The following is an 18,059-nucleotide window of genomic DNA, read 5'->3' on the forward strand; positions in this document are numbered from 1 at the left end:
GGGGCACGCGCCGGTGCGTCCGCCCATGCGCCCGTCATCGCGGTTACGCAGAGCCACCCTTGGGCCTAGGCTGGAGCGGTGAGCGATGTCCGTACCCACCAGACGCAGCGACGAGGAGCGGCCCTGGCCGCCGCCGGTCCCGCCGGCGCCCGCCTCGACCTCGCGCTGCTGCTGGTCGCCGTGTCCGGGATCGCCCTCTCCGCACCGCTGATCGCCTCCATGACCGCCGCCCCCGCGCTCGCCATCGCCTTCTGGCGGAACGCCATGGCGGTGGGCGCGCTCACCCCGCTCGTCCTGCTGCGCCACCGCGCGGAGCTGCGGGCGGTCGGCCGCCGGGCCGCGCTGCTCGCGGTGGCCAGCGGGGCGCTGCTCGCCGTGCACTTCGGGGTGTGGCTGCCGAGTCTCTCCATGACCTCGGTGGCGTCCTCGACGGCGCTGGTCACCACCACCCCGATATGGACGGTCGTCCTGATGCGGCTCGGCGGCCGCCGCCAGCCGGGTCTGGTCTGGGCGGGCACCGCCCTCGCCTTCCTCGGCGTGGTGATCCTGACCGGCGTCGACCTCTCCGGCTCGCCGCGCGCCCTGGCGGGCGACGCCCTCGCGCTGATAGGCGGCATGGCGGCCGCCGGGTACGTCCTGCTGGGTGCGGAGGTGCGCCGGACGGTGGGCACCGTCGCGTACACCTACATCTGCTACTCGACCACCACGGTGCTGCTGCTCGTCGCGTGTCTGGTGTCCGGCGCCTCCCTCGCGGGGTACGACGGGGGCACCTGGGGCAAGCTCGTGCTGCTGACGGCCACCGCGCAGCTGCTCGGCCACTCCCTGATCAACCGGGTGGTCAAGAGCCTGGGCCCGTCCGTGACCTCGACGGCGATCCTGCTGGAGACCCCGGGCGCCGCGCTGATAGCCGCGCTCTGGCTGGGGCAGACGCCGCCCGCGGCGGCGTATCCCGCGCTGGCGGTGATCCTCGGGGGCCTGGCCCTGGTGATCCTCGCCGACCGCAGACGGACGGAGCCCGCTACAGCCAGCCGTTCCTCTTGAAGCCGCGGTGGATGGTCACACAGATCGCGACCGTGATGACCATGACCGTGGGGTAGCCGTACTTCCACCCCAGCTCCGGCATGTACTTGAAGTTCATGCCGTAGATCCCCGCGATCATCGTGGGCACGGCGAAGATCGCCGCCCAGGAGGTGATCTTGCGCATGTCCTCGTTCTGCGCCACGGATGCCTGGGCGAGGTTGGCCTGGAGGATCGAGTTGAGCAGGTCGTCGAAGGCGACCACCTGCTCGTGCACCCGGGCGAGGTGGTCGGCGACGTCCCGGAAGTACTTCTGGATGTCCGGGTCCACCAGCCGCATCGGCCGCTCGCTGAGCAGCTGCATCGGCCGCATCAGTGGCGTCACCGCCCGCTTGAACTCCAGCACTTCCCGCTTGAGCTGGTAGATGCGGCCCGCGTCGCCGCCCCGGCGGGAGCCGCCCTTGCTCGGGGCGGAGAAGACGTCGATCTCCACCTCGTCGATGTCGTCCTGCACGGCGTCGGCGACCGCTATGTAGCCGTCCACGACCTGGTCGGCGATGGCGTGCAGCACGGCCGAGGGGCCCTTGGCCAGCAGCTGCGGGTCCTCCTGGAGCCGGTGCCGCAGGGCGCGCAGCGAGCCCTGGCCGCCGTGCCGGACGGTGATGATGAAGTCCTCGCCGGTGAAGCACATCACCTCGCCGGTCTCCACCACCTCGCTGGTGGCGGTGAGTTCGGCGTGCTCGACATAGTGGATGGTCTTGAAGACCGTGAACAGCGTGTCGTCGTAGCGCTCCAGCTTGGGCCGCTGGTGGGCGTGGACCGCGTCCTCCACGGCCAGCGGGTGCAGCCCGAACTCCCGGGCGATGCCTGCGAACTCCTGCTCCGTGGGCTCGTGCAGCCCGATCCAGGCGAACCCGCCCTCGGCGCGCACCCGTCGCATCGCCTCCGCCGGCCCGCACGGCGAGCTCACCCGCCGTCCTTCGTGGTAGACGGCGCAGTCCACGACCGCGCTGCTGGCGGACGGGTCGCGGGTGGTGTCGTCGCACGCGTACGGCTCGTACGGGGTCCCGCCCTTGCGCAGGGCGGGGCGGACGGCGGCACGCAGGTCACGGATCATCGACATGACTGGCTCCATTCACGGGCCGCCGCCGGCCGGGACGCACGGCACCGCGGTCCGCGACGGGGACGTACACGCCTGTCGCCGGGGCAGGCGGACGGACGTCCATGCGGCGGGCCGCGCTCCGTGCGGTGCGTGGGCTGGCGGCAGTTCGCGGAGAACTCGCAGAGGGCTTTGCAGGAGGGCGTGAGGGCAGCGCTCCCCCGTCAAGTGCCGCGGGCGCGGAAGGACTTCCGGGAGGCCGGCGAGGAGGCCGGCGGGTCGAAAGACTCGCTTCTAGTTCACAAAGCGCGCGTCCGGAGCGGAGGAACGGGGGAACTGTCGGTACTGCACGGTCGACTAGGATCCACCGCAGCCCCACCTCCTCCGGCCGGTCCCCGCTGAGGGACGGACGTAACTCCCTGACCAGAGGCCAAGGCTAGCAGCCGCCCGACACGTCAAGCCCCCGCTTTGCCTGTTCGATACACGTTCTATGCTCGGGCGCATGTCGGACGTTCTCGCTCTGGTCGAGGCCAGGCTGCACACCACCTTCGGGAAGCCGGACGCACGCGCCGCGGTGACCTTCCTCGGCGCCGACCGCATCGAGGTCCTGCGCTTCACCGGTCCCGGAGCCGCTCCGGGAGAGGGCAACAGCGGGGAAGCCGTGGTGCGTTACGTCACCCTCGGCATGTCCGCCCAGCCCATGGCCGATCCGACGGCACCCCTGGCGGACCCGGTGCGCGGCCCGAGGGCCGAACTCGTCCTCACCGTCCGCCCCGGCCGCGCCGACACCGACAAGGTCCTGCGCCCCCTCGCCGTACTGGCCGCCTCGCCCCAGGTCGAGGGCCTCGTCGTGGCGCCCGGCGCCTCGCTCGACACCGGTGAGCCGCTGTGGCCGGGCGCCCCGTTCACCTCCGTCCTCGTCGCGGAGCCCGGCGGGCTGGTCGAGGACCTGGAACTGGACGCCCCGATGGACCCGGTGCGCTTCCTCCCGTTGCTGCCCATGACGCCCAACGAGGCGGCGTGGAAACGGGTCCAGGGCGCGGCCGCGCTGGAGGAGCGCTGGCTGCGGCACGGTACGGACCTGCGCGATCCGCTGCGCGGAGGCGTGCCGCTGGGGTGAGACCGGGCCCGAGGGACGCACGGGCCGGAGGGCCCGCGCACCCGGCCCTCCGGACGGGTGATCGTCCTTGACGCGGCGGCGGCCGCGGAGGACCGTTGGAAGTTATGAGGGGCGAACCCAGTTGCCCGAAGTGCGGTGGCCGGGTGCGAGCGCCCGGTCTCTTCGCCGACTCCTGGCAGTGCGCTGCGCACGGAACGGTGCACCCTCTCCAGCCCGTGGTCCCGCCGAGCGTCGAGGCGCTCGCCGTCGTCGTCAACCGCTCCCGGGTGCCCGTCTGGATGCCCTGGCCGCTGCCGGTCGGATGGCTGTTCACCGGAGTCGTCTGCGCCGGGGACGACCGCAACGGGGGCCGCGCCACCGCCGTCGCCTGCTCGGGGCCCGGCCCGCTGGGCGGCCCGGGCGAGCTGCTGCTGATCGCCGAGGAGCTGGGGGTGGGGCTGGGCGCGCGGTACGCGGGCATCGACGGCCCGGATCCCGGCCGCCTGATGAGCGTCGACCGCGCCCCGCACGCCAAGGTCGTCGCGTCCGGGCGGCCCACTCCCCTGTGGCACGTAGAAGGGGTGCCGGGCGACCGGGCGGTCTTCGCGGGCGAGGCGCGGGGGCTGTGGCTGTGGGCCGTCGTCTGGCCCGAGCCGTCGAGCCTGCTGATGTACGACGAGCTGGTCATCACCGATCTCCGGGACGCGGGCGCCGAGGTGGACCTGGTGCCCTGCGGGGCGCTCTCCCCGCGGATCGTCTCGCCCTGACCGCGCGGGAGCGTCCGCGGGCGACCGTTATCCTGAACCGGTCCCGTCCGATCCCGTCGTCGTTCAGTGCTGGGAGGCCCGTGTCGTGCGCATCGACCTGCACACCCACTCCATGGCCTCCGACGGTACGGACACCCCCGCCGAGCTGGTCCGCAACGCGGCCGCCGCGGGCCTGGACGTCGTCGCGCTGACCGACCACGACGGCACCGGCGGGCACGCGGAGGCGATCGCGGCACTGCCGCCGGGCCTCACCCTCGTCACCGGCGCCGAACTCTCCTGCCGGCTGGGCGGCGTGGGCGTGCACCTGCTGGCCTACCTCTTCGACCCGGCGGAGCCGGAGTTCGCCCGTGAGCGCGAGCTCGTCCGCGACGGCCGCGAGCCCCGGGCCCGCGCCATGGTCGCGCGGCTGCGCGAGCTCGGCGTGCCGGTCACCTGGGAGCGGGTCGCCGAGCTGGCCCGCGGTGGGGCCGTCGGCCGGCCGCACGTGGCCACCGTCATGGTCGAACTGGGCGTGATCGCCTCGGTCTCGGACGCCTTCACGCCCGAGTGGCTGGGCAGCGGCGGCCGCGCGTACGTCGAGAAGCACGAGTTCGACCCGTTCGAGGCCGTCCGGCTGGTCAAGGCCGCCGGCGGGGTCACGGTGCTCGCGCACCCCATGGCTGTCAAGCGCGGCGTGGTCCTGCCCGAGGGCGCGATAGCCGAGCTGGCCGCGGCCGGCCTGGACGGCGTCGAGGTCGACCACATGGACCACGACGGTCCCACCCGCGCCCGGCTGCGCGGTCTCGCCGCCGACCTCGGTCTGCTGACCACGGGTTCCAGCGACTACCACGGCCGCAACAAGACCTGTGAACTCGGCGAGTTCACCACCGACCCGGAGATCTACGGGGAGATCACGCGCCGCGCGACGGGCGCGTTCCCCGTTCCGGGCGCGGGCGGCTGATCCCGCACCCCTTCGCGAGGCGACCCGCGCGGGCCGGGCACCCCTGATGGTGTCCGTGCATCCGCGCGCCTCCGTGCGCCGTACGGCGCGCTCCTCGTTCTTCCTCCCTTCCCCGCTTCCTCCCTGCCCGCCCGGCACCACACGCAAGGCCCTACCGTGTTCGACTTCGCTGTCTTCGGATCCCTCTTCCTCACCCTTTTCGTGATCATGGATCCGCCCGGCATCACGCCGATCTTCCTCGCCCTGACCTCGGGCCGCCCCGCCAAGGTTCAGCGGCGCATGGCCTGGCAGGCGGCCGCCGTCGCGTTCGGCGTCATCGCCGTCTTCGGCCTCTGCGGCCGGCAGATCCTGGACTACCTGCACATCACCACTCCGGCGCTGATGATCGCGGGCGGGCTGCTCCTGCTGCTGATCGCGCTCGACCTGCTCACCGGCAAGTCCGAGGAGCCGAAGCAGACCAAGGACGTCAATGTCGCGCTCGTCCCGCTCGGCATGCCGCTGCTGGCCGGCCCCGGTGCGATCGTCTCGGTGATCCTCGCGGTGCAGCGCGCGGACTCGGTGACCGCGCAGGTGTCGGTGTGGTGCGCGATCGCCGCCATGCACCTCGTGCTGTGGCTGGTGATGCGTTATTCGCTGCTGATCATCAAGGTCATCAAGGACGGCGGGGTGGTGCTGGTCACCCGGCTCGCGGGCATGATGCTCTCCGCGCTCGCCGTGCAGCAGATCATCAACGGCATCACGCAGGTGATCACGCACAAGTGACCCATATGTGACCGCGGCCCGGCCGCGGACGCGAAGCGCCCCCGTACGGCCTTTCCGTACGGGGGCGTTCCGCATCCGGCCGCGGCCGCGCATGCGTACCCTTTAGCGCGTCACCGGGTCGCGGCGTCGGCAGGACGGATGTAGAGGCGCTGGCCTACCGAAGCGGCCTGCTGCACGATCCGGTTGACGGAGGCGGCGTCCACGACGGTGCTGTCGACGGCGGCGCCGTCGATGTCGTCCAGGCGCATGATCTCGAAGCGCACGGCTTCTCCCTTCGTCCGATCCTCCTGAGGAGAACTTCACAGAGCGTAAGGACGCGCCGCGACACTGCGGCGCGTTCCACAGAATGTCCAACGAGGTGCCTACGTCAAACATTCCCTACGCTAAGGAAATTTTTAACCTGACTAACAAGTCACCGGCGAACGACCGGCAGCCGGACGTCCCCCCACCACGTGACCAGCGGATGAGCGAGCCCCCCATGAATGACCCGCACCACCTGCCTGACCTGCCTGAAGCCAAGCCCGAGAGCCCCGACCTCGCCACGGTCGTCGCGGGCATCGAACGCACCAACGCCCTGCTGACCCGCGTCCTCGCCGAGGTCGCCACCCGGCCCTCCACCCACGCCGTCTTCGCGGACGCGGGCTACGTCTACGCCGCCGCCGGCCGCCTGGTCGCCGGCACCGAGGACCGGCGCGCCTTCGAACTCGACGCCGAGGGGTTGATCGAGGCGTTCATCGACAAGGCCCGCACGATCTTCCCCGACAGCCGGCTGCTCCGCGTCTACTGGTACGACGGGGCGCGCCGCCGCATCCACACCGCCGAGCAGCAGGGCATCGCCGAACTCCCCGACGTCAAGGTCCGGCTCGGCAACCTCAACGCCAACAACCAGCAGAAGGGCGTCGACTCCCTCATCCGTACCGACCTGGAGTCCCTCGCCCGGCACCGCGCCATCAGCGACGCCGTCCTCATCGGCGGCGACGAGGACCTGGTCTCCGCCGTCGAGGCCGCCCAGGGCTACGGCGCCCGCATCCACCTCTGGGGCATCGAGGCCGTGGGCGGGCGCAACCAGGCGGAGCCGCTGCTGTGGGAGGTGGACAGCCAGCGCACCTTCGACCTCGAATTCTGCAAGCCCTACGTCAGCCGGCGCGCGGCCTACGAGCCGCTCGCCGAGCCCGCCCCGCACCGCGGGCCCGTCCCCGGCCGCGAGGACGTCCGCTTCGTCGGCGCCCGGGTCGCCGCCCAGTGGCTGGGCGCCCGCGGCCGGGACACCCTGGCCGACCTGCTGCCCGGCCACCCCTATCTGCCCGGCGCGGTCGACCAGGAACTGCTCGTCGAGGCGGAGGGACTCCTCGGCCTCTCCCTGCGCGGCCACGCCGATCTGCGCCGCGCCGTGCGGGACGGCTTCTGGGACCACCTGCGGATGCAGTTCTGAGCCGGATGCGGTTCCCTGGCTACGGGTGGGCCGGGCTCCGTGTGCTCCGGCCCTGCCCACCGCCGCCGGGGCAGCACACCGCCACACGACAGAATCGAGGCGATCGGCCATGGCCGCTACCGAGCACGCGCGGCCGGGCACGCCCTGCTGGGTGAGCCTGCAGACCTCCGACCTCACCGCGGCCCAGAAGTTCTACGGCGCGGTGCTCGGCTGGACCTTCCGGCCCGGCTCGCTCGGCGAGGACTTCTGCGTGGCGATCTCCGGCGGCCGCGCCGTCGCCGGCCTCGGCAACGTCGTCCGCACGATGGGCGTGCCCGTCTCCTGGACCTGCTACTTCGCTGTGGACGACGCCGACGCGGTCGCCTCGCGGGTACGCGAGCGCGGCGGCACCGTCGCGGTGGGCCCGCTCGCCTTCGGCCCCGGCCGCGCCGCCCTGGCGGCCGACCCGGCCGGGGCGGTCTTCGGCTTCTGGGAGGGCCGGGTCCTGCGCGACTGGCGGATCGGCCACGGCGTCGCCCCCGCCTGGCTGGAGCTGCGCACCCGCGACTGCTTCGACGCCGCGCTGTTCTACAGCGGGATCTTCCTGTGGGACCAGAGCCAGGAGACCGACGTGCGCTACGAGGACGACGTGGTGCTGGTGAGCGTCGCCGGGCACACGGTGGCCTGCCTGCGCGGCGGCGGCGTCGAGGCGGCCCCCGACCCCAAGGTCCGGCCGCGCTGGCACGTCTACTTCCGCGTCGACAACGTCGAGAAGGCGGTCGAGGCGGCCCTCCTGGCCGGCGGCTCGGTGGCCGCCGAGCCGGGCCTGTCCGTGGTCGGCCACGAGGCCACGCTGTGCGACGCGGAGGGCGGCATCTTCACCGTGACGTCGGGTCCGCCGGACTGACCGCGTCCCAGAGGGCGAGCAGCGCGTCGGCCGTCGGCCCGGGGCGCTCGGCGGCGGGGGAGTGGCCCGCGCCCGCGATCACGGTGCGGCGGGCGCCGAGCGCGGCGGCCATCGCGTCCATCTCCGGCACCGGCCAGGCGTAGTCCTCCTCGCCGGACAGGACGTGCTTGGGCAGCGCCGTGCGGGCGAGTTCCGCGGTCCGGTCGGCGGTCTCGACCAACTGTCGGCCCGCACCTACCAGTTGGGCCGGATTCGTGCCCATCCAGCGGCGGCGGTGGAACGCGTCGTCCGCCGCCTCCGGGCCGTCCAGGCGCGCCTTTTCCCGCCACACGCCCGCCATGTCGAGCTTCAGCTCCGTGAGGGCGTGGATCAGCAGCCTTGTGCGGTCGCGCTGTTCGGCGGCGACCGCCGCGGGACCGCTGCTCATCAGGGTGAGCGAGCGGAACGGCCGGGCGTCGGCGAGCACGGCCGCGCGGGCGACCAGGCCGCCGAAGGAATGGCCGAGCAGGTGCACCGGGCCGTGCTCGCCGAGGGCCTCCGCCTGCGCGAGCACATCCAGCGCCAACTCGTCGAGGGCGTAGGCGTGTTCGTCGTCCGGGCCGGGGCTCTCGTACTGCCCCCGGCCGTCCACGGCCACGGCCCGTACCCCGGCCCGCGCCAGGGGCTCCAGCAGGGCGATGAAGTCCTCCTTGCTGCCGGTGAATCCCGGGACCAGCAGCACGGCGCCGCGCGGGCGGCCCCCGCCCTCCGGCTGTGCGTCGTGGACGGCGAACTCCCCGCGGGCGGTGGTGAGACGGTACGCCTGCGCGCACGGGGGCAAGGTGAGGAAGGGCGGCCTGCTCATGTGCCGAGGCTAACGCGGTGTCCGATCGCCGCCAGCGCCGGGCGGCGGTGCCGAGCAGGATCGAAGCATGAACGACAGCAGCAGCACAGCACACATGAACGGCAAGGTCGCCCTGGTCACCGGCGGCAGCCGGGGCATCGGACGGGCCGTCGTCCGCCGGCTCGCGGCCGACGGCGCGGACGTCGCCTTCACGTACCGGTCGGACGAGGCGGCCGCGGCGGACGTCGTCGCGGAGGTGAAGGCGCTGGGGCGGCGGGTCCTGGCGGTACGGGCCGACGCGGCGTCCGCGGAGGCGGCGCGGTCGGCCGTCGAGACGGCCGTCTCGGAATTCGGACGGCTCGACGTTCTCGTCAACAACGCGGGGGCGGGGGCGCTGGGGCCGATCGGGGACATGTCCCTCGCGGACGTCGACCACGTCATCGCGGTCAACATCCGCGGCGTCTATCTGGTGACCCAGGCGGCCGTGGCCCATCTCGGCGAGGGCGGCCGCGTCATCACGATCGGCAGCTGCATGGCCGAGCGGGCCGCGTTCCCCGGCGGAACGCTCTACGCCACCAGCAAGGCGGCCCTCGTCGGCCTCACGAAGGCGCTGGCGCGCGAGCTGGGTCCGGCGGGAGTCACGGCCAATCTCGTCCATCCCGGGCCGATCGACACGGACATGAACCCGGCGGACGGCGAATCCGCGCCGGTCCAGGCGGCGCTGACGGCCGTCGGCCGCTACGGCCGTCCGTCGGAGGTCGCGGATGCGGTGGCGTATCTGGCGGGGCCGGGGGCGGGGTATGTGACGGGGGCGGCGGTGGCGGTGGACGGGGGTTTCGCGGCGTAGCGGCCGGGGGCGGGGGATTGTTGCCCCTGGCCCGCCCTTTCTCCGTTTCCCGGGGAGACCCCGGACCCCATTCGCCCTTCGGGCGAAGTCCTCAAACGCCGGACGGGCTGATCATTCAGCCCGTCCGGCGTTTGAGGACGAACGCGGCGCAGCCGCGTTGTCGGGGGAGAAAGGGCGGGGTCGGGGAACCCCTACGCCGTGACCTCGGCCTCCACCGGCGCCGCGGTCTTCCGCACCACCCGGCGCCGCTTCGGCTTGGCCTCGGCCTCCACCGGCTCGGCCGCCGGCTCGACGGCCTCGGCGGCGACGGCCTTCTTGACGACGCGGCGGCGCTTCGGCTTCTCCTCGGCCTCCGCCTCGGCGGCGTCCACGGCCTCCACGGCGGCGACGGCCTTCTTCGCGGTCCGCGTCCGCTTCGGCTTGACCTCGGCGGCCTCGCCTTCGATGCCTTCGGCGGCGGCCGCCTTCTTGACCGTGCGGGTCCGCTTGGGCTCGGCCTCGGCGGCCTCGCCCTCGGCAGCAGCGGTCTTCTTGGCCGTGCGGGTCCGCTTCGGCTTCTCCTCGACGGCCTCGGGCGCCTCGGCGACCTCGGCCGACGTGGTGGCCTTGCGGACCACGCGGCGACGCTTCGGCTTCTCCTCGGCCTCCGGGACCACCAGGGTCTCGACGGGCTCAGGGGCCTTGACGGTCTCGACGGCCTCGGCGGTCTCGACCGTCGTGGTGGCCTTGCGGACGACGCGGCGACGCTTCGGCTTCTCCTCCGCCTTCACCGGCTCCGCCACAGCCGTGGCCTCAACAGCGGCCTCGACGGCCTCCACCGGCGCGGGCGCGGTGGCCTTCCGGACGGCGCGGCGGCGCTTCGGCTCGGCCTCGGCCTTCACCGGCTCGGCCGGCGCGGCGGGCTCGGTCACCTTGGTGGCGGCCGCTGCCGCAGCCGCGGCGGCCTGCCGCAGGATGGCGGCCTCCACCGTCTCGAAGCCCACCTCGGCCACCGGCTCCACCGGCGCCGCGACCCGGCGCACCGGTGCCCGGCGGGCAGGCGGGGCCTGGACCGGCACCGCGGCGGCACGGCGGCGCGGAGCCGCCGGAGCCTTGGGCTCGGGGGTCTTCACCGGAGCGGCGGCCGGGGCCGGGGCCTCGACGGGAGCCGGGGCCGGAGCCTCCGTGGCGACGGGGGCGACCGGGGCCTGGACCGAAGCGGTCACGGGCGCGGCGGCCGAGCTCCGCGTCCGCCGCCGGCGACGCGGACGGGCCGGGGTCTCGGGAGCGGTCGTTTCGACGGCGGCGACGGCCGGAGCCTCGTCGGCAACCGGCGTCGGCGCCGGCGCCGGGGTGGTCGCGGCGGCGTCCAGTTCCGTGCCCCCGCGCGTCCGGCGCCGCTGACGCGGCGTCCGCGTCCGCTCCGGACGGCTCTCGGACTCGGCGGCCGGAGCGGCCTTGGGGCCACGGCCCCGGCCCGCCCCGCGGCCGCCCGTCTCGCCGAGGTCCTCGATCTCCTCGGCCGCGAGCCCGGCGCGCGTCCGCTCGGAGCGGGGCAGGACGCCCTTCGTCCCGGCGGGGATGCCCAGCGCCTCGTACAGGTGCTGCGAGGTGGAGTACGTCTCCTCGGGCTCGTCGAAGTCGAGGTCCAGCGCCTTGTTGATGAGCTTCCAGCGCGGGATGTCGTCCCAGTCGACCAGCGTGACGGCGGTGCCGGACTTGCCCGCGCGGCCGGTGCGGCCGATGCGGTGCAGGTAGGTCTTCTCGTCCTCGGGGGACTGGTAGTTGACGACGTGCGTGACGTTGTCGACGTCGATGCCGCGCGCGGCGACGTCGGTGCAGACCAGCACGTCGATCTTGCCGTTGCGGAAGGCGCGCAGCGCCTGCTCGCGGGCGCCCTGGCCGAGGTCGCCGTGGACCGCGCCGGAGGCGAAGCCGCGGCGGGCCAGCTGGTCGGCGATGTCGGCGGCCGTCCGCTTCGTCCGGCAGAAGACCATCGCGCGGTCGCGGCCCTCGGCCTGCAGCATCCGGGCGACCATCTCCGGCTTGTCCATGGAGTGGGCGCGGAAGACGTGCTGCGCGATGTTGGCGTGGGTCTGGCCCTCGTCGTTCGGCGAGGTGGCGCGGATGTGCGTGGGCCGGTCCATGTAGCGGCGCGCGAGCGAGATGACCGCGCCCGGCATGGTCGCCGAGAAGAGCATCGTCTGCCGCTTGGCGGGCAGCATGGTGATGATGCGCTCGACGTCGGGCAGGAAGCCCAGGTCGAGCATCTCGTCGGCCTCGTCGAGCACCAGCGCCTTGACGTTCGCCAGGCTGAGCTTCTTCTGGCCCGCCAGGTCGAGCAGTCGGCCGGGGGTGCCGACGACGACGTCGCAGCCCGCCTTCAGCGCCTCGACCTGCGGTTCGTACGCGCGGCCGCCGTAGATCGCCTGGACGCGCACGTTGCGCACCTTGCCGGCGGTGAGCAGGTCGTTGGTGACCTGCTGGCACAGCTCGCGGGTGGGGACGACGATCAGCGCCTGCGGGGCGTCGGTCAGCTGTCCGGGCTTCGCCCGGCCCGCCTCGACGTCGGCGGGGACGACGACGCGCTCCAGCAGGGGGAGGCCGAAGCCGAGGGTCTTGCCCGTGCCGGTCTTGGCCTGGCCGATCACGTCGGAGCCGGAGAGGGCGACCGGGAGGGTCATCTCCTGGATCGGGAAGGGGTGGACGATGCCGACGGCCTCGAGGGCCTCGGCGGTCTCGGGGAGGATGCCGAGTTCTCGGAAGGTGGTGCGGTTCTCGGAAGTGTCCGGGGTATTCAGGGTGCTGCCTCTTCTGTGAGACGCGGCGCGTAGCGGCGAAGGGGGTCGTACGAGGAGTCCGTACGTACCGCGCCGGAGTACTCTCCGGCCGGGGGCCGGGGATGGCGCGGGACCACTGCCTTCGCGCGGGCACACGTGCCGCGAGCGGATCCCTCCTGGTCTGCGTACGTCTCGTACGCACCGCGGGGAGGGCGGTCGGTTTTGTGGAAGCCGATCGGGCCACCGACCGGGCATCCGCTGGCGCTCCGGGGACTCGCTCCCGGAGGAACCGGCATGGATACGGCCTGCCGAATGCGCGGCGGGCCGTATAGCACTCTACCCCGGAAACGCGCACATGTGCCCGGGCCGTTCGTCCCGAGGGCGTCGGACGAGTGGCTGACCAGGCCCTTCCGTCCGCGCCACGGCGGGCTATGGTTCCGTTCATGGAGACGTCCGACAAGGCCGCAGCGGCCGCAGAAGGTCCTGCCGAAGAACCCACCGGAATCGCCGCCCAGGACTGGGCGCAGGCGTCCGCCGACCCCCGCTACCGCGCCGCGGTCGTGGACCTGCTCGGCGCCCTCGCCTACGGCGAGCTGGCCGCCTTCGAACGGCTCGCGGAGGACGCCAAGCTGGCGCCCACGCTGGGCGACAAGGCAGAGCTGGCCAAGATGGCGGCCGCGGAGTTCCAGCACTTCGAGCGGCTGCGCGACCGGCTGGCTGCGGTCGACGCCGAGCCGACCGGGGCCATGGAGCCCTTCGCGGCGCCGCTCGACGAGTTCCACCGCCAGACCGCCCCCTCCGACTGGCTGGAGGGCCTGGTCAAGGCGTACGTGGGCGACTCGATCGCCAGCGACTTCTACCGGGAGGTGGCGGCACGGCTGGACTCCGACACCCGGGCCCTGGTGCTCACCGTCCTCGACGACACCGGCCACGCGACGTTCGCGGTCGAGAAGGTCCGGGCCGCCATCGAGGCGGACCCGCGGGTCGGCGGGCGGCTGGCGCTGTGGGCGCGGCGGCTGATGGGCGAGGCGCTCTCGCAGGCGCAGCGCGTGGTCGCCGACCGGGACGCCCTGTCGACGATGCTCGTGGGCGGGGTGGCCGACGGCTTCGACCTGGCGGAGGTCGGGAAGATGTTCTCGCGCATCACCGAGGCGCACACCAAGCGGATGGCCGCGCTGGGGCTGGCCGCCTGACCCGCGCGGGCGGCGCACGCCGTATCACCGGGGCCCCGTCGGGGTCCGCCTCAGGCCGCGGCTGAGCGGCGGGGCCGCCCCGCGGGACGCCCGGGACGCAGCAGCAGGGAGAGCAGGGCGACGGCCACCACCAGCGCCGCCGCCAGGGTCCCGGCGACATGACCGGGGCCCAGGACCGAGTGCGCCAGGAGGGCGCCGAAGAGGGCGGCCACCGGGCCCGTGCCCAGGGTGAGCTTCCGGGAGCCGAACCGTCCGAGACGGGCGGGCAGCCAGCGCAGGGCTCCGTAGGAGACGGCGAGGCCGATGAGCACCGAGCCCAGCGCTTCCCAGAGGATCATGTCGGTTTTCCCTCCCGTACCGCGGACCGGCAGCAGGTGCAAAACGGTCGTAGCGGTCTTACCCCTTGACCACCCCGGGCAACCCTGCTCCGCTCGACGGTCCGGTCACCGAAGTCACCGTCCGGCAACCGGAGTCGACGGCCCACGTGCGCCCGTGCGGGCGGACATGCGGAGGGCCCCGGTGCGCTGTGCACCGGGGCCCTTCCGTGGTCGCCGACCGCTCGGGCCGGGCTGTCGCTCAGAGCGTGCTGAAGCCGACCCGTCGGACGGTGGGCTGGCCGATCTCCACGTAGGCCAGCCGGTCGGCCGGGACGAGGACCTTGCGGCCGTGCTCATCCGCCAGGCTGAGCAGCTGCGCCTTGCCGGCGAGCGCGTCGGCGACCGCGCGCTCGACCTCCTCGGCGGACTGACCGCTCTCCAGAACGATCTCGCGGGGCGCGTGCTGCACGCCGATCTTGACCTCCACGGCTACTGTCCCTCCGAAGGTGTGCGGTCCCCCACGGTGTGACCCCGGGGGAGGGATGCGCGGACGGGCCGCGCGGTACGTCCACACATTAGCCCGCTGCCCCGGCCCGCCGGGCCCCGGCCGTACACGCTCGCAGCGAACAGGCCGGGGCCGCGGTCAGTGCTCGGCGCCGTTCTTCGGGAAGCCCGCGATGCCCCGCCACGCCAGCGAGGTCAGCAGCTGGACGGCCGTGCCGCGCGGGACGGTGCTGCCACTGGAGAGCCAGTAGCGGGCGACGACCTGGGAGACGCCGCCCAGCCCGACGGCCAGCAGCATGGCCTCCTCCTTGGCCAGGCCGGTGTCCTCGGCGATGACCTCGCTGATCGCCTCGGCGCAGGCCAGCGAGACCCGGTCGACGCGCTCGCGCACCGCGGGCTCGTTGGTCAGGTCGGACTCGAAGACCAGGCGGAAGGCGCCGCCCTCGTCCTCGACGTAGGCGAAGTAGGCGTCCATCGTGGCGGCCACGCGCAGCTTGTTGTCCGACGTGGACGCCAGCGCCGTGCGCACCGCCTGGAGCAGGTTGTCGCAGTGCTGCTCCAGCAGGGCCAGGTAGAGGTCGAGCTTGCCGGGGAAGTGCTGGTAGAGCACCGGCTTGCTGACGCCGGCGCGCTCGGCGATGTCGTCCATGGCCGCCGCGTGGTACCCCTGCGCGACGAAGACCTCCTGGGCGGCGCCCAGGAGCTGATTGCGTCGGGCTCGGCGCGGCAGGCGCGTGCCCCGCGGGCGCGCCTCGGTCTGCTCGATGGCTGTCACGCCGCCTCCCATGTTGTGTTCCTGCACGGTGTGCACCGCGTCCGCCATCGTACTTTTGGGTAACCGGGCCGTGCGTGGCCGGAGCGGAGAATTTCACGCGGTGGACGCTGTGGGAAGCCCACAAAAATCAGACAATTCCCACAGACCCGGCGCGTCCGCTGCCGCCGGGGCCGTCCGTCATCGGTAGTCGTCCTCGTCCAGCTCCACGACCCGGGCCTGCTCGGCGCGGTCCGCCTCGTTCGCCTCCGAGTCGTCGGCGGCCAGGTCCTCGTCGCGGTGGGGGGCCAGGTCGGCGTGCTGTTCGGCCGCGTCCGCCTCGGGGGCCTCGACGTCGAGCTGGACCGTGCCGTCCTCGTCTTCCTCGAAGGTCTCCGGGTCGGTCGGATCGACAGGCATGCGAGTCCCTTTCGTCATCCCTTGCATCTCCGTGGCATCCAGGATGAGCGCCCTCGTGTTCCTGCCTACGAGCCTAGGAGACGCGGCCCCGTACCGCCAGGCGATCTGTGACGGCCACCACAGGGGTTTCCGGCGTGATCGTCTCGTAACATTGCCCGCATGTCCGAGACCGAGTCGCCGGCCGCCCACGCCGTGCCCGTGGTGCCGCCCGTGTCGTCCGCGCAGGTCTGCGAGGGGGAGCGGCTGCGCACGGTGCCGCTGGCGGGGGCGACGCTCACCGTGCGGTACCGGCCGCCGGCCGGTCCGGGGGCCGAGCCCGCGCTCTTCGTCCACGGCCTCGGCGGCTCGTCGCAGAACTGGTCGCCGCTGATGGAGCTGCTCGCGGACGACCTGGACTGCGAGGCCGTCGACCTGCCCGGCTTCGGCGACGCGCCTCCGCCGGACGACGGCGACCACTCCATCACCGCCTACGCGCGGGTGGTCATCCGCCACCTCGACGCGGGCGGCCGGGGACCGGTGCACCTCTTCGGCAACTCGATGGGCGGGGCCATCGCCACCCGCGTCGCGGCCGTCCGTCCGGACCTGGTGCGCACCCTCACCCTCGTCTCGCCCGCCCTGCCCGAGCTGCGGCCGCAGCGCACGGCGTGGCCCACCGCGCTGATGGCCGTCCCCGGGATGGTCCCGCTCTTCGCCTGGCTGACCCGGGAGTGGACGCCGGAGCAGCGCACGCGTGAACTGCTCGCCCTCTGCTACGGGGACCCCCAACGAGTGACACCGGAAGGGTTCGCGCGGGCGGTCGAGGAGTACGAGCGAAGGCTGGAGCTCCCTTATTTCTGGGATGTGATGGCACGTTCGGCCCGCGGGGTGGTGGACGCGTACACCCTGGGCGGGCAGCATTCGCTGTGGCGGCAGGCCGAGCGCGTCCTTGCCCCTACTCTGCTGGTGTACGGAACGCGCGACCGCCTCGTCTCGTACCGCATGGCCCGCCGGGCGGGCAGGGCGTTCCGCGACGCGCGGCTGCTGACCCTGCTGGGGTCGGGTCACGTCGCGATGATGGAGGACCCGGACGCGGTGGCCCGTGCCGTCCGCGAACTCCTCGCGGACACCGTCACGACGTCGGAACGGAGCGCCACGCCCCGTGGGTAAACACAGCGCACGTGCCCCCCAGGCGGAACGGGAGGCCACCGGGGAGATCCCGGTCGTCCCCGGTCCCGCGGCGCGGGGTTCCCTCCGGACCGAGCCCTGGGAGCCGGTGGGCCGGTCCGCGGTCCGGGGTCCCGCCATCGGCTGGGGCGTCATCGGGCGGCAGGCGGGGCCGCCGCCCGCCGACCCCCCGGCGGCCCCGGCCCGGGCCGAGGTCGCCCGGCGGTCCGGCGGCGGGCGCGGCGGCTCGTCGGGCGGGGCGCACCGGGCCGGCGGGGGCGCGGTGCGGACGGTCACCGGGGTGGCCGCCGCGGTGGTGACCGCCGTGCTGGCCGTGGTCGTGGCCGGCCAGGTCGAGGACGGTACGGAGAGCAAGGCGCAGGCCCGTACCCAGGACGCGGACCGGCGGCACGGCGCGGACGCCGCCTCCCGGTCGGACAGCCGGCCGACGCCCAACGGCGGTGCCGTGGCACCGGCCACGTACGACCGGAAGATGGCGAGCAAGTACCCCCTGGACAAGGGGGCGAAGGGGTCGGGGGAGTTCGCGGCCGTCCCGGGGCACGACAAGGCCCCCGGAAAGGGTGAGATCCTCCGCTTCCGCGTTGACGTGGAGAAGGGGCTGCCGCTCGACGGCGCGCTCTTCGCCACCGCCGTCCACCGGACCCTGAACGACGACCGCAGCTGGGGTCACGGGGGCGCCCGCACCTTCGAGCGCGTCTCCTCCGGGCCCGCCGACTTCGTGGTGACCCTCGCCAGCCCGGCGACGACGGCGCGCTGGTGCGCCAAGTCGGATCTGGACACCACCGTGGACAACGTCTCCTGCGACTCGGCCGCCACCGACCGCGTCATGATCAACGCCTACCGGTGGGCGCAGGGGGCCGAGACCTACGGCGACCGGATGCACGAGTACCGGCAGATGCTCATCAACCACGAGGTCGGCCACCGCCTGGGGCACAACCACGAGACCTGCACCAAGTCCGGGGCGCTGGCGCCCGTGATGATGCAGCAGACCAAGTTCCTCAGGGCGGAGGACGGGACGACCTGCAAGGCCAACCCCTGGCCCTACCCTGGACGTTGATCATTTCCCGAAGTGTGAGACATTTCGTCTCTCATTTCGGGACACCTTTGTCAGTGGCCGAAAATTCGTTCAGGCTGCTGTGCATGTCGCGCCACCACCACACCTACGAGCACGCCGGCTTCGAGCTGGCGCTGATCGGTGTGGCCGCGCACGCCGTCGCCGACATCCACTGTCGCTAGACCGCCCCTTTCCCCCCCGCGCTTTCCTCGCGCGCCGCACCAG

20 protein-coding genes are annotated in these 18,059 nt (G+C 73.4%); 12 read left to right on the forward strand and 8 right to left on the reverse strand.

Features of this window, described 5'->3' with window-relative positions; translation table 11 throughout:
- The first annotated feature begins 78 nt into the window (after positions 1-78).
- Positions 79-1,041, forward strand: a complete 963-nt coding sequence (locus ABD794_RS01960) for a DMT family transporter (protein ID WP_425585901.1) — start codon at positions 79-81, stop codon at positions 1,039-1,041.
- On the opposite strand, the gene ABD794_RS01965 is transcribed toward ABD794_RS01960, so the two are convergent.
- Complete coding sequence (locus ABD794_RS01965; RefSeq protein WP_344960566.1) at positions 1,019-2,140, reverse strand: magnesium and cobalt transport protein CorA; 1,122 nt, start codon at positions 2,138-2,140, stop codon at positions 1,019-1,021. The two genes, ABD794_RS01960 and ABD794_RS01965, sit on opposite strands and share 23 nt — an antisense overlap.
- 478 nt (positions 2,141-2,618) lie before the next feature.
- On the opposite strand from ABD794_RS01965, the gene ABD794_RS01970 reads away from it, so the two are divergent.
- From ABD794_RS01970 to ABD794_RS01985, 4 genes are all read left to right on the forward strand, one after another.
- The gene (locus tag ABD794_RS01970; RefSeq protein WP_344960567.1) at positions 2,619-3,236 is read left to right on the forward strand and encodes a suppressor of fused domain protein; all 618 of its coding nucleotides are present in this window, start codon (positions 2,619-2,621) and stop codon (positions 3,234-3,236) included.
- 104 nt (positions 3,237-3,340) lie between these two features.
- Positions 3,341-3,982: a DUF6758 family protein gene (locus ABD794_RS01975; protein ID WP_344960568.1), complete on the forward strand. Its 642-nt coding sequence runs from the start codon at positions 3,341-3,343 to the stop codon at positions 3,980-3,982.
- Positions 3,983-4,067: 85 nt separating this feature from the next.
- Entirely contained in the window at positions 4,068-4,922 is an 855-nt protein-coding gene (locus ABD794_RS01980) for a PHP domain-containing protein (RefSeq protein WP_344960570.1), read from the forward strand.
- Positions 4,923-5,078: 156 nt separating this feature from the next.
- On the forward strand, positions 5,079-5,684 hold the full coding sequence (locus tag ABD794_RS01985) for a MarC family protein (protein WP_344960571.1): 606 nt from the start codon (positions 5,079-5,081) through the stop codon (positions 5,682-5,684).
- Between the two features lie 110 nt (positions 5,685-5,794).
- Here the strand turns inward: ABD794_RS01985 and ABD794_RS01990 are convergent, their stop codons facing one another.
- Positions 5,795-5,947 (reverse strand): hypothetical protein, encoded by a 153-nt coding sequence (locus ABD794_RS01990; protein WP_344960572.1) that lies wholly within the window; start codon positions 5,945-5,947, stop codon positions 5,795-5,797.
- Between the two features lie 215 nt (positions 5,948-6,162).
- Between ABD794_RS01990 and ABD794_RS01995 the strand changes: the two genes are divergently transcribed.
- Together ABD794_RS01995 and ABD794_RS02000 are read left to right on the forward strand one after the other, a co-directional pair.
- Entirely contained in the window at positions 6,163-7,116 is a 954-nt protein-coding gene (locus tag ABD794_RS01995; RefSeq protein ID WP_344960575.1) for an NYN domain-containing protein, read from the forward strand.
- 109 nt (positions 7,117-7,225) lie between these two features.
- On the forward strand, positions 7,226-8,002 hold the full coding sequence (locus ABD794_RS02000; protein WP_344960577.1) for a VOC family protein: 777 nt from the start codon (positions 7,226-7,228) through the stop codon (positions 8,000-8,002).
- Here ABD794_RS02000 and ABD794_RS02005 read toward each other — a convergent pair.
- Positions 7,974-8,846 carry an alpha/beta fold hydrolase gene (locus ABD794_RS02005; RefSeq protein ID WP_344960578.1) on the reverse strand — a complete coding sequence of 291 codons (873 nt, stop codon included), beginning with the start codon at positions 8,844-8,846 and terminating at the stop codon, positions 7,974-7,976. The genes ABD794_RS02000 and ABD794_RS02005 overlap by 29 nt on opposite strands.
- A gap of 67 nt (positions 8,847-8,913) precedes the next feature.
- Between ABD794_RS02005 and ABD794_RS02010 the strand changes: the two genes are divergently transcribed.
- Entirely contained in the window at positions 8,914-9,672 is a 759-nt protein-coding gene (locus tag ABD794_RS02010) for an SDR family oxidoreductase (RefSeq protein WP_344960579.1), read from the forward strand.
- Positions 9,673-9,863: 191 nt separating this feature from the next.
- Here ABD794_RS02010 and ABD794_RS02015 read toward each other — a convergent pair whose 3' ends face one another.
- On the reverse strand, positions 9,864-12,335 hold the full coding sequence (locus ABD794_RS02015) for a DEAD/DEAH box helicase (RefSeq protein WP_344960580.1): 2,472 nt from the start codon (positions 12,333-12,335) through the stop codon (positions 9,864-9,866).
- A gap of 539 nt (positions 12,336-12,874) precedes the next feature.
- Here ABD794_RS02015 and ABD794_RS02020 point away from each other — a divergent pair.
- Complete coding sequence (locus ABD794_RS02020; protein ID WP_344960581.1) at positions 12,875-13,624, forward strand: ferritin-like fold-containing protein; 750 nt, start codon at positions 12,875-12,877, stop codon at positions 13,622-13,624.
- A gap of 50 nt (positions 13,625-13,674) precedes the next feature.
- On the opposite strand, the gene ABD794_RS02025 is transcribed toward ABD794_RS02020, so the two are convergent.
- The 4 genes from ABD794_RS02025 to ABD794_RS02040 form a co-directional block, all read right to left on the reverse strand.
- On the reverse strand, positions 13,675-13,962 hold the full coding sequence (locus ABD794_RS02025) for a hypothetical protein (protein WP_344960582.1): 288 nt from the start codon (positions 13,960-13,962) through the stop codon (positions 13,675-13,677).
- A 238-nt stretch (positions 13,963-14,200) separates the two neighbouring features.
- Entirely contained in the window at positions 14,201-14,428 is a 228-nt protein-coding gene (locus ABD794_RS02030) for a DUF3107 domain-containing protein (RefSeq protein WP_344960583.1), read from the reverse strand.
- A 156-nt stretch (positions 14,429-14,584) separates the two neighbouring features.
- Positions 14,585-15,220, reverse strand: a complete 636-nt coding sequence (locus ABD794_RS02035) for a TetR/AcrR family transcriptional regulator (protein WP_344960584.1) — start codon at positions 15,218-15,220, stop codon at positions 14,585-14,587.
- 177 nt (positions 15,221-15,397) lie between these two features.
- On the reverse strand, positions 15,398-15,616 hold the full coding sequence (locus ABD794_RS02040) for a hypothetical protein (RefSeq protein ID WP_344960585.1): 219 nt from the start codon (positions 15,614-15,616) through the stop codon (positions 15,398-15,400).
- A 159-nt stretch (positions 15,617-15,775) separates the two neighbouring features.
- Between ABD794_RS02040 and ABD794_RS02045 the strand changes: the two genes are divergently transcribed.
- The 3 genes from ABD794_RS02045 (at position 15,776) to ABD794_RS02055 (ending at position 18,016) form a co-directional block, all read left to right on the forward strand.
- On the forward strand, positions 15,776-16,762 hold the full coding sequence (locus tag ABD794_RS02045; RefSeq protein ID WP_344960587.1) for an alpha/beta fold hydrolase: 987 nt from the start codon (positions 15,776-15,778) through the stop codon (positions 16,760-16,762).
- Positions 16,755-17,837: a DUF3152 domain-containing protein gene (locus ABD794_RS02050; RefSeq protein ID WP_344960588.1), complete on the forward strand. Its 1,083-nt coding sequence runs from the start codon at positions 16,755-16,757 to the stop codon at positions 17,835-17,837. The genes ABD794_RS02045 and ABD794_RS02050 overlap by 8 nt, the downstream gene beginning before the upstream one ends.
- An 83-nt stretch (positions 17,838-17,920) precedes the next feature.
- On the forward strand, positions 17,921-18,016 hold the full coding sequence (locus ABD794_RS02055; RefSeq protein ID WP_338399801.1) for an Ms4533A family Cys-rich leader peptide: 96 nt from the start codon (positions 17,921-17,923) through the stop codon (positions 18,014-18,016).
- The last annotated feature ends 43 nt before the right edge of the window (positions 18,017-18,059 follow it).

This window comes from Streptomyces thioluteus (assembly GCF_039535865.1).

Bases quoted from the DNA above. Each gene is read 5' to 3' on its own strand.
- ABD794_RS02045 (WP_344960587.1), top strand. From the start codon at position 15,776: ATGTCCGAGACCGAGTCGCCGGCCGCCCACGCCGTGCCCGTGGTGCCG.
- ABD794_RS02010 (WP_344960579.1), top strand. From the start codon at position 8,914: ATGAACGACAGCAGCAGCACAGCACACATGAACGGCAAGGTCGCCCTG.
- ABD794_RS02040 (WP_344960585.1), bottom strand. From the start codon at position 15,616: ATGCCTGTCGATCCGACCGACCCGGAGACCTTCGAGGAAGACGAGGAC.
- ABD794_RS01995 (WP_344960575.1), top strand. From the start codon at position 6,163: ATGAATGACCCGCACCACCTGCCTGACCTGCCTGAAGCCAAGCCCGAG.
- ABD794_RS02025 (WP_344960582.1), bottom strand. From the start codon at position 13,962: ATGATCCTCTGGGAAGCGCTGGGCTCGGTGCTCATCGGCCTCGCCGTC.
- ABD794_RS02005 (WP_344960578.1), bottom strand. From the start codon at position 8,846: ATGAGCAGGCCGCCCTTCCTCACCTTGCCCCCGTGCGCGCAGGCGTAC.
- ABD794_RS02055 (WP_338399801.1), top strand. From the start codon at position 17,921: ATGTCGCGCCACCACCACACCTACGAGCACGCCGGCTTCGAGCTGGCG.
- ABD794_RS02020 (WP_344960581.1), top strand. From the start codon at position 12,875: ATGGAGACGTCCGACAAGGCCGCAGCGGCCGCAGAAGGTCCTGCCGAA.
- ABD794_RS01970 (WP_344960567.1), top strand. From the start codon at position 2,619: ATGTCGGACGTTCTCGCTCTGGTCGAGGCCAGGCTGCACACCACCTTC.
- ABD794_RS02000 (WP_344960577.1), top strand. From the start codon at position 7,226: ATGGCCGCTACCGAGCACGCGCGGCCGGGCACGCCCTGCTGGGTGAGC.
- ABD794_RS01965 (WP_344960566.1), bottom strand. From the start codon at position 2,140: ATGTCGATGATCCGTGACCTGCGTGCCGCCGTCCGCCCCGCCCTGCGC.
- ABD794_RS02015 (WP_344960580.1), bottom strand. From the start codon at position 12,335: ATGACCCTCCCGGTCGCCCTCTCCGGCTCCGACGTGATCGGCCAGGCC.
- ABD794_RS01975 (WP_344960568.1), top strand. From the start codon at position 3,341: ATGAGGGGCGAACCCAGTTGCCCGAAGTGCGGTGGCCGGGTGCGAGCG.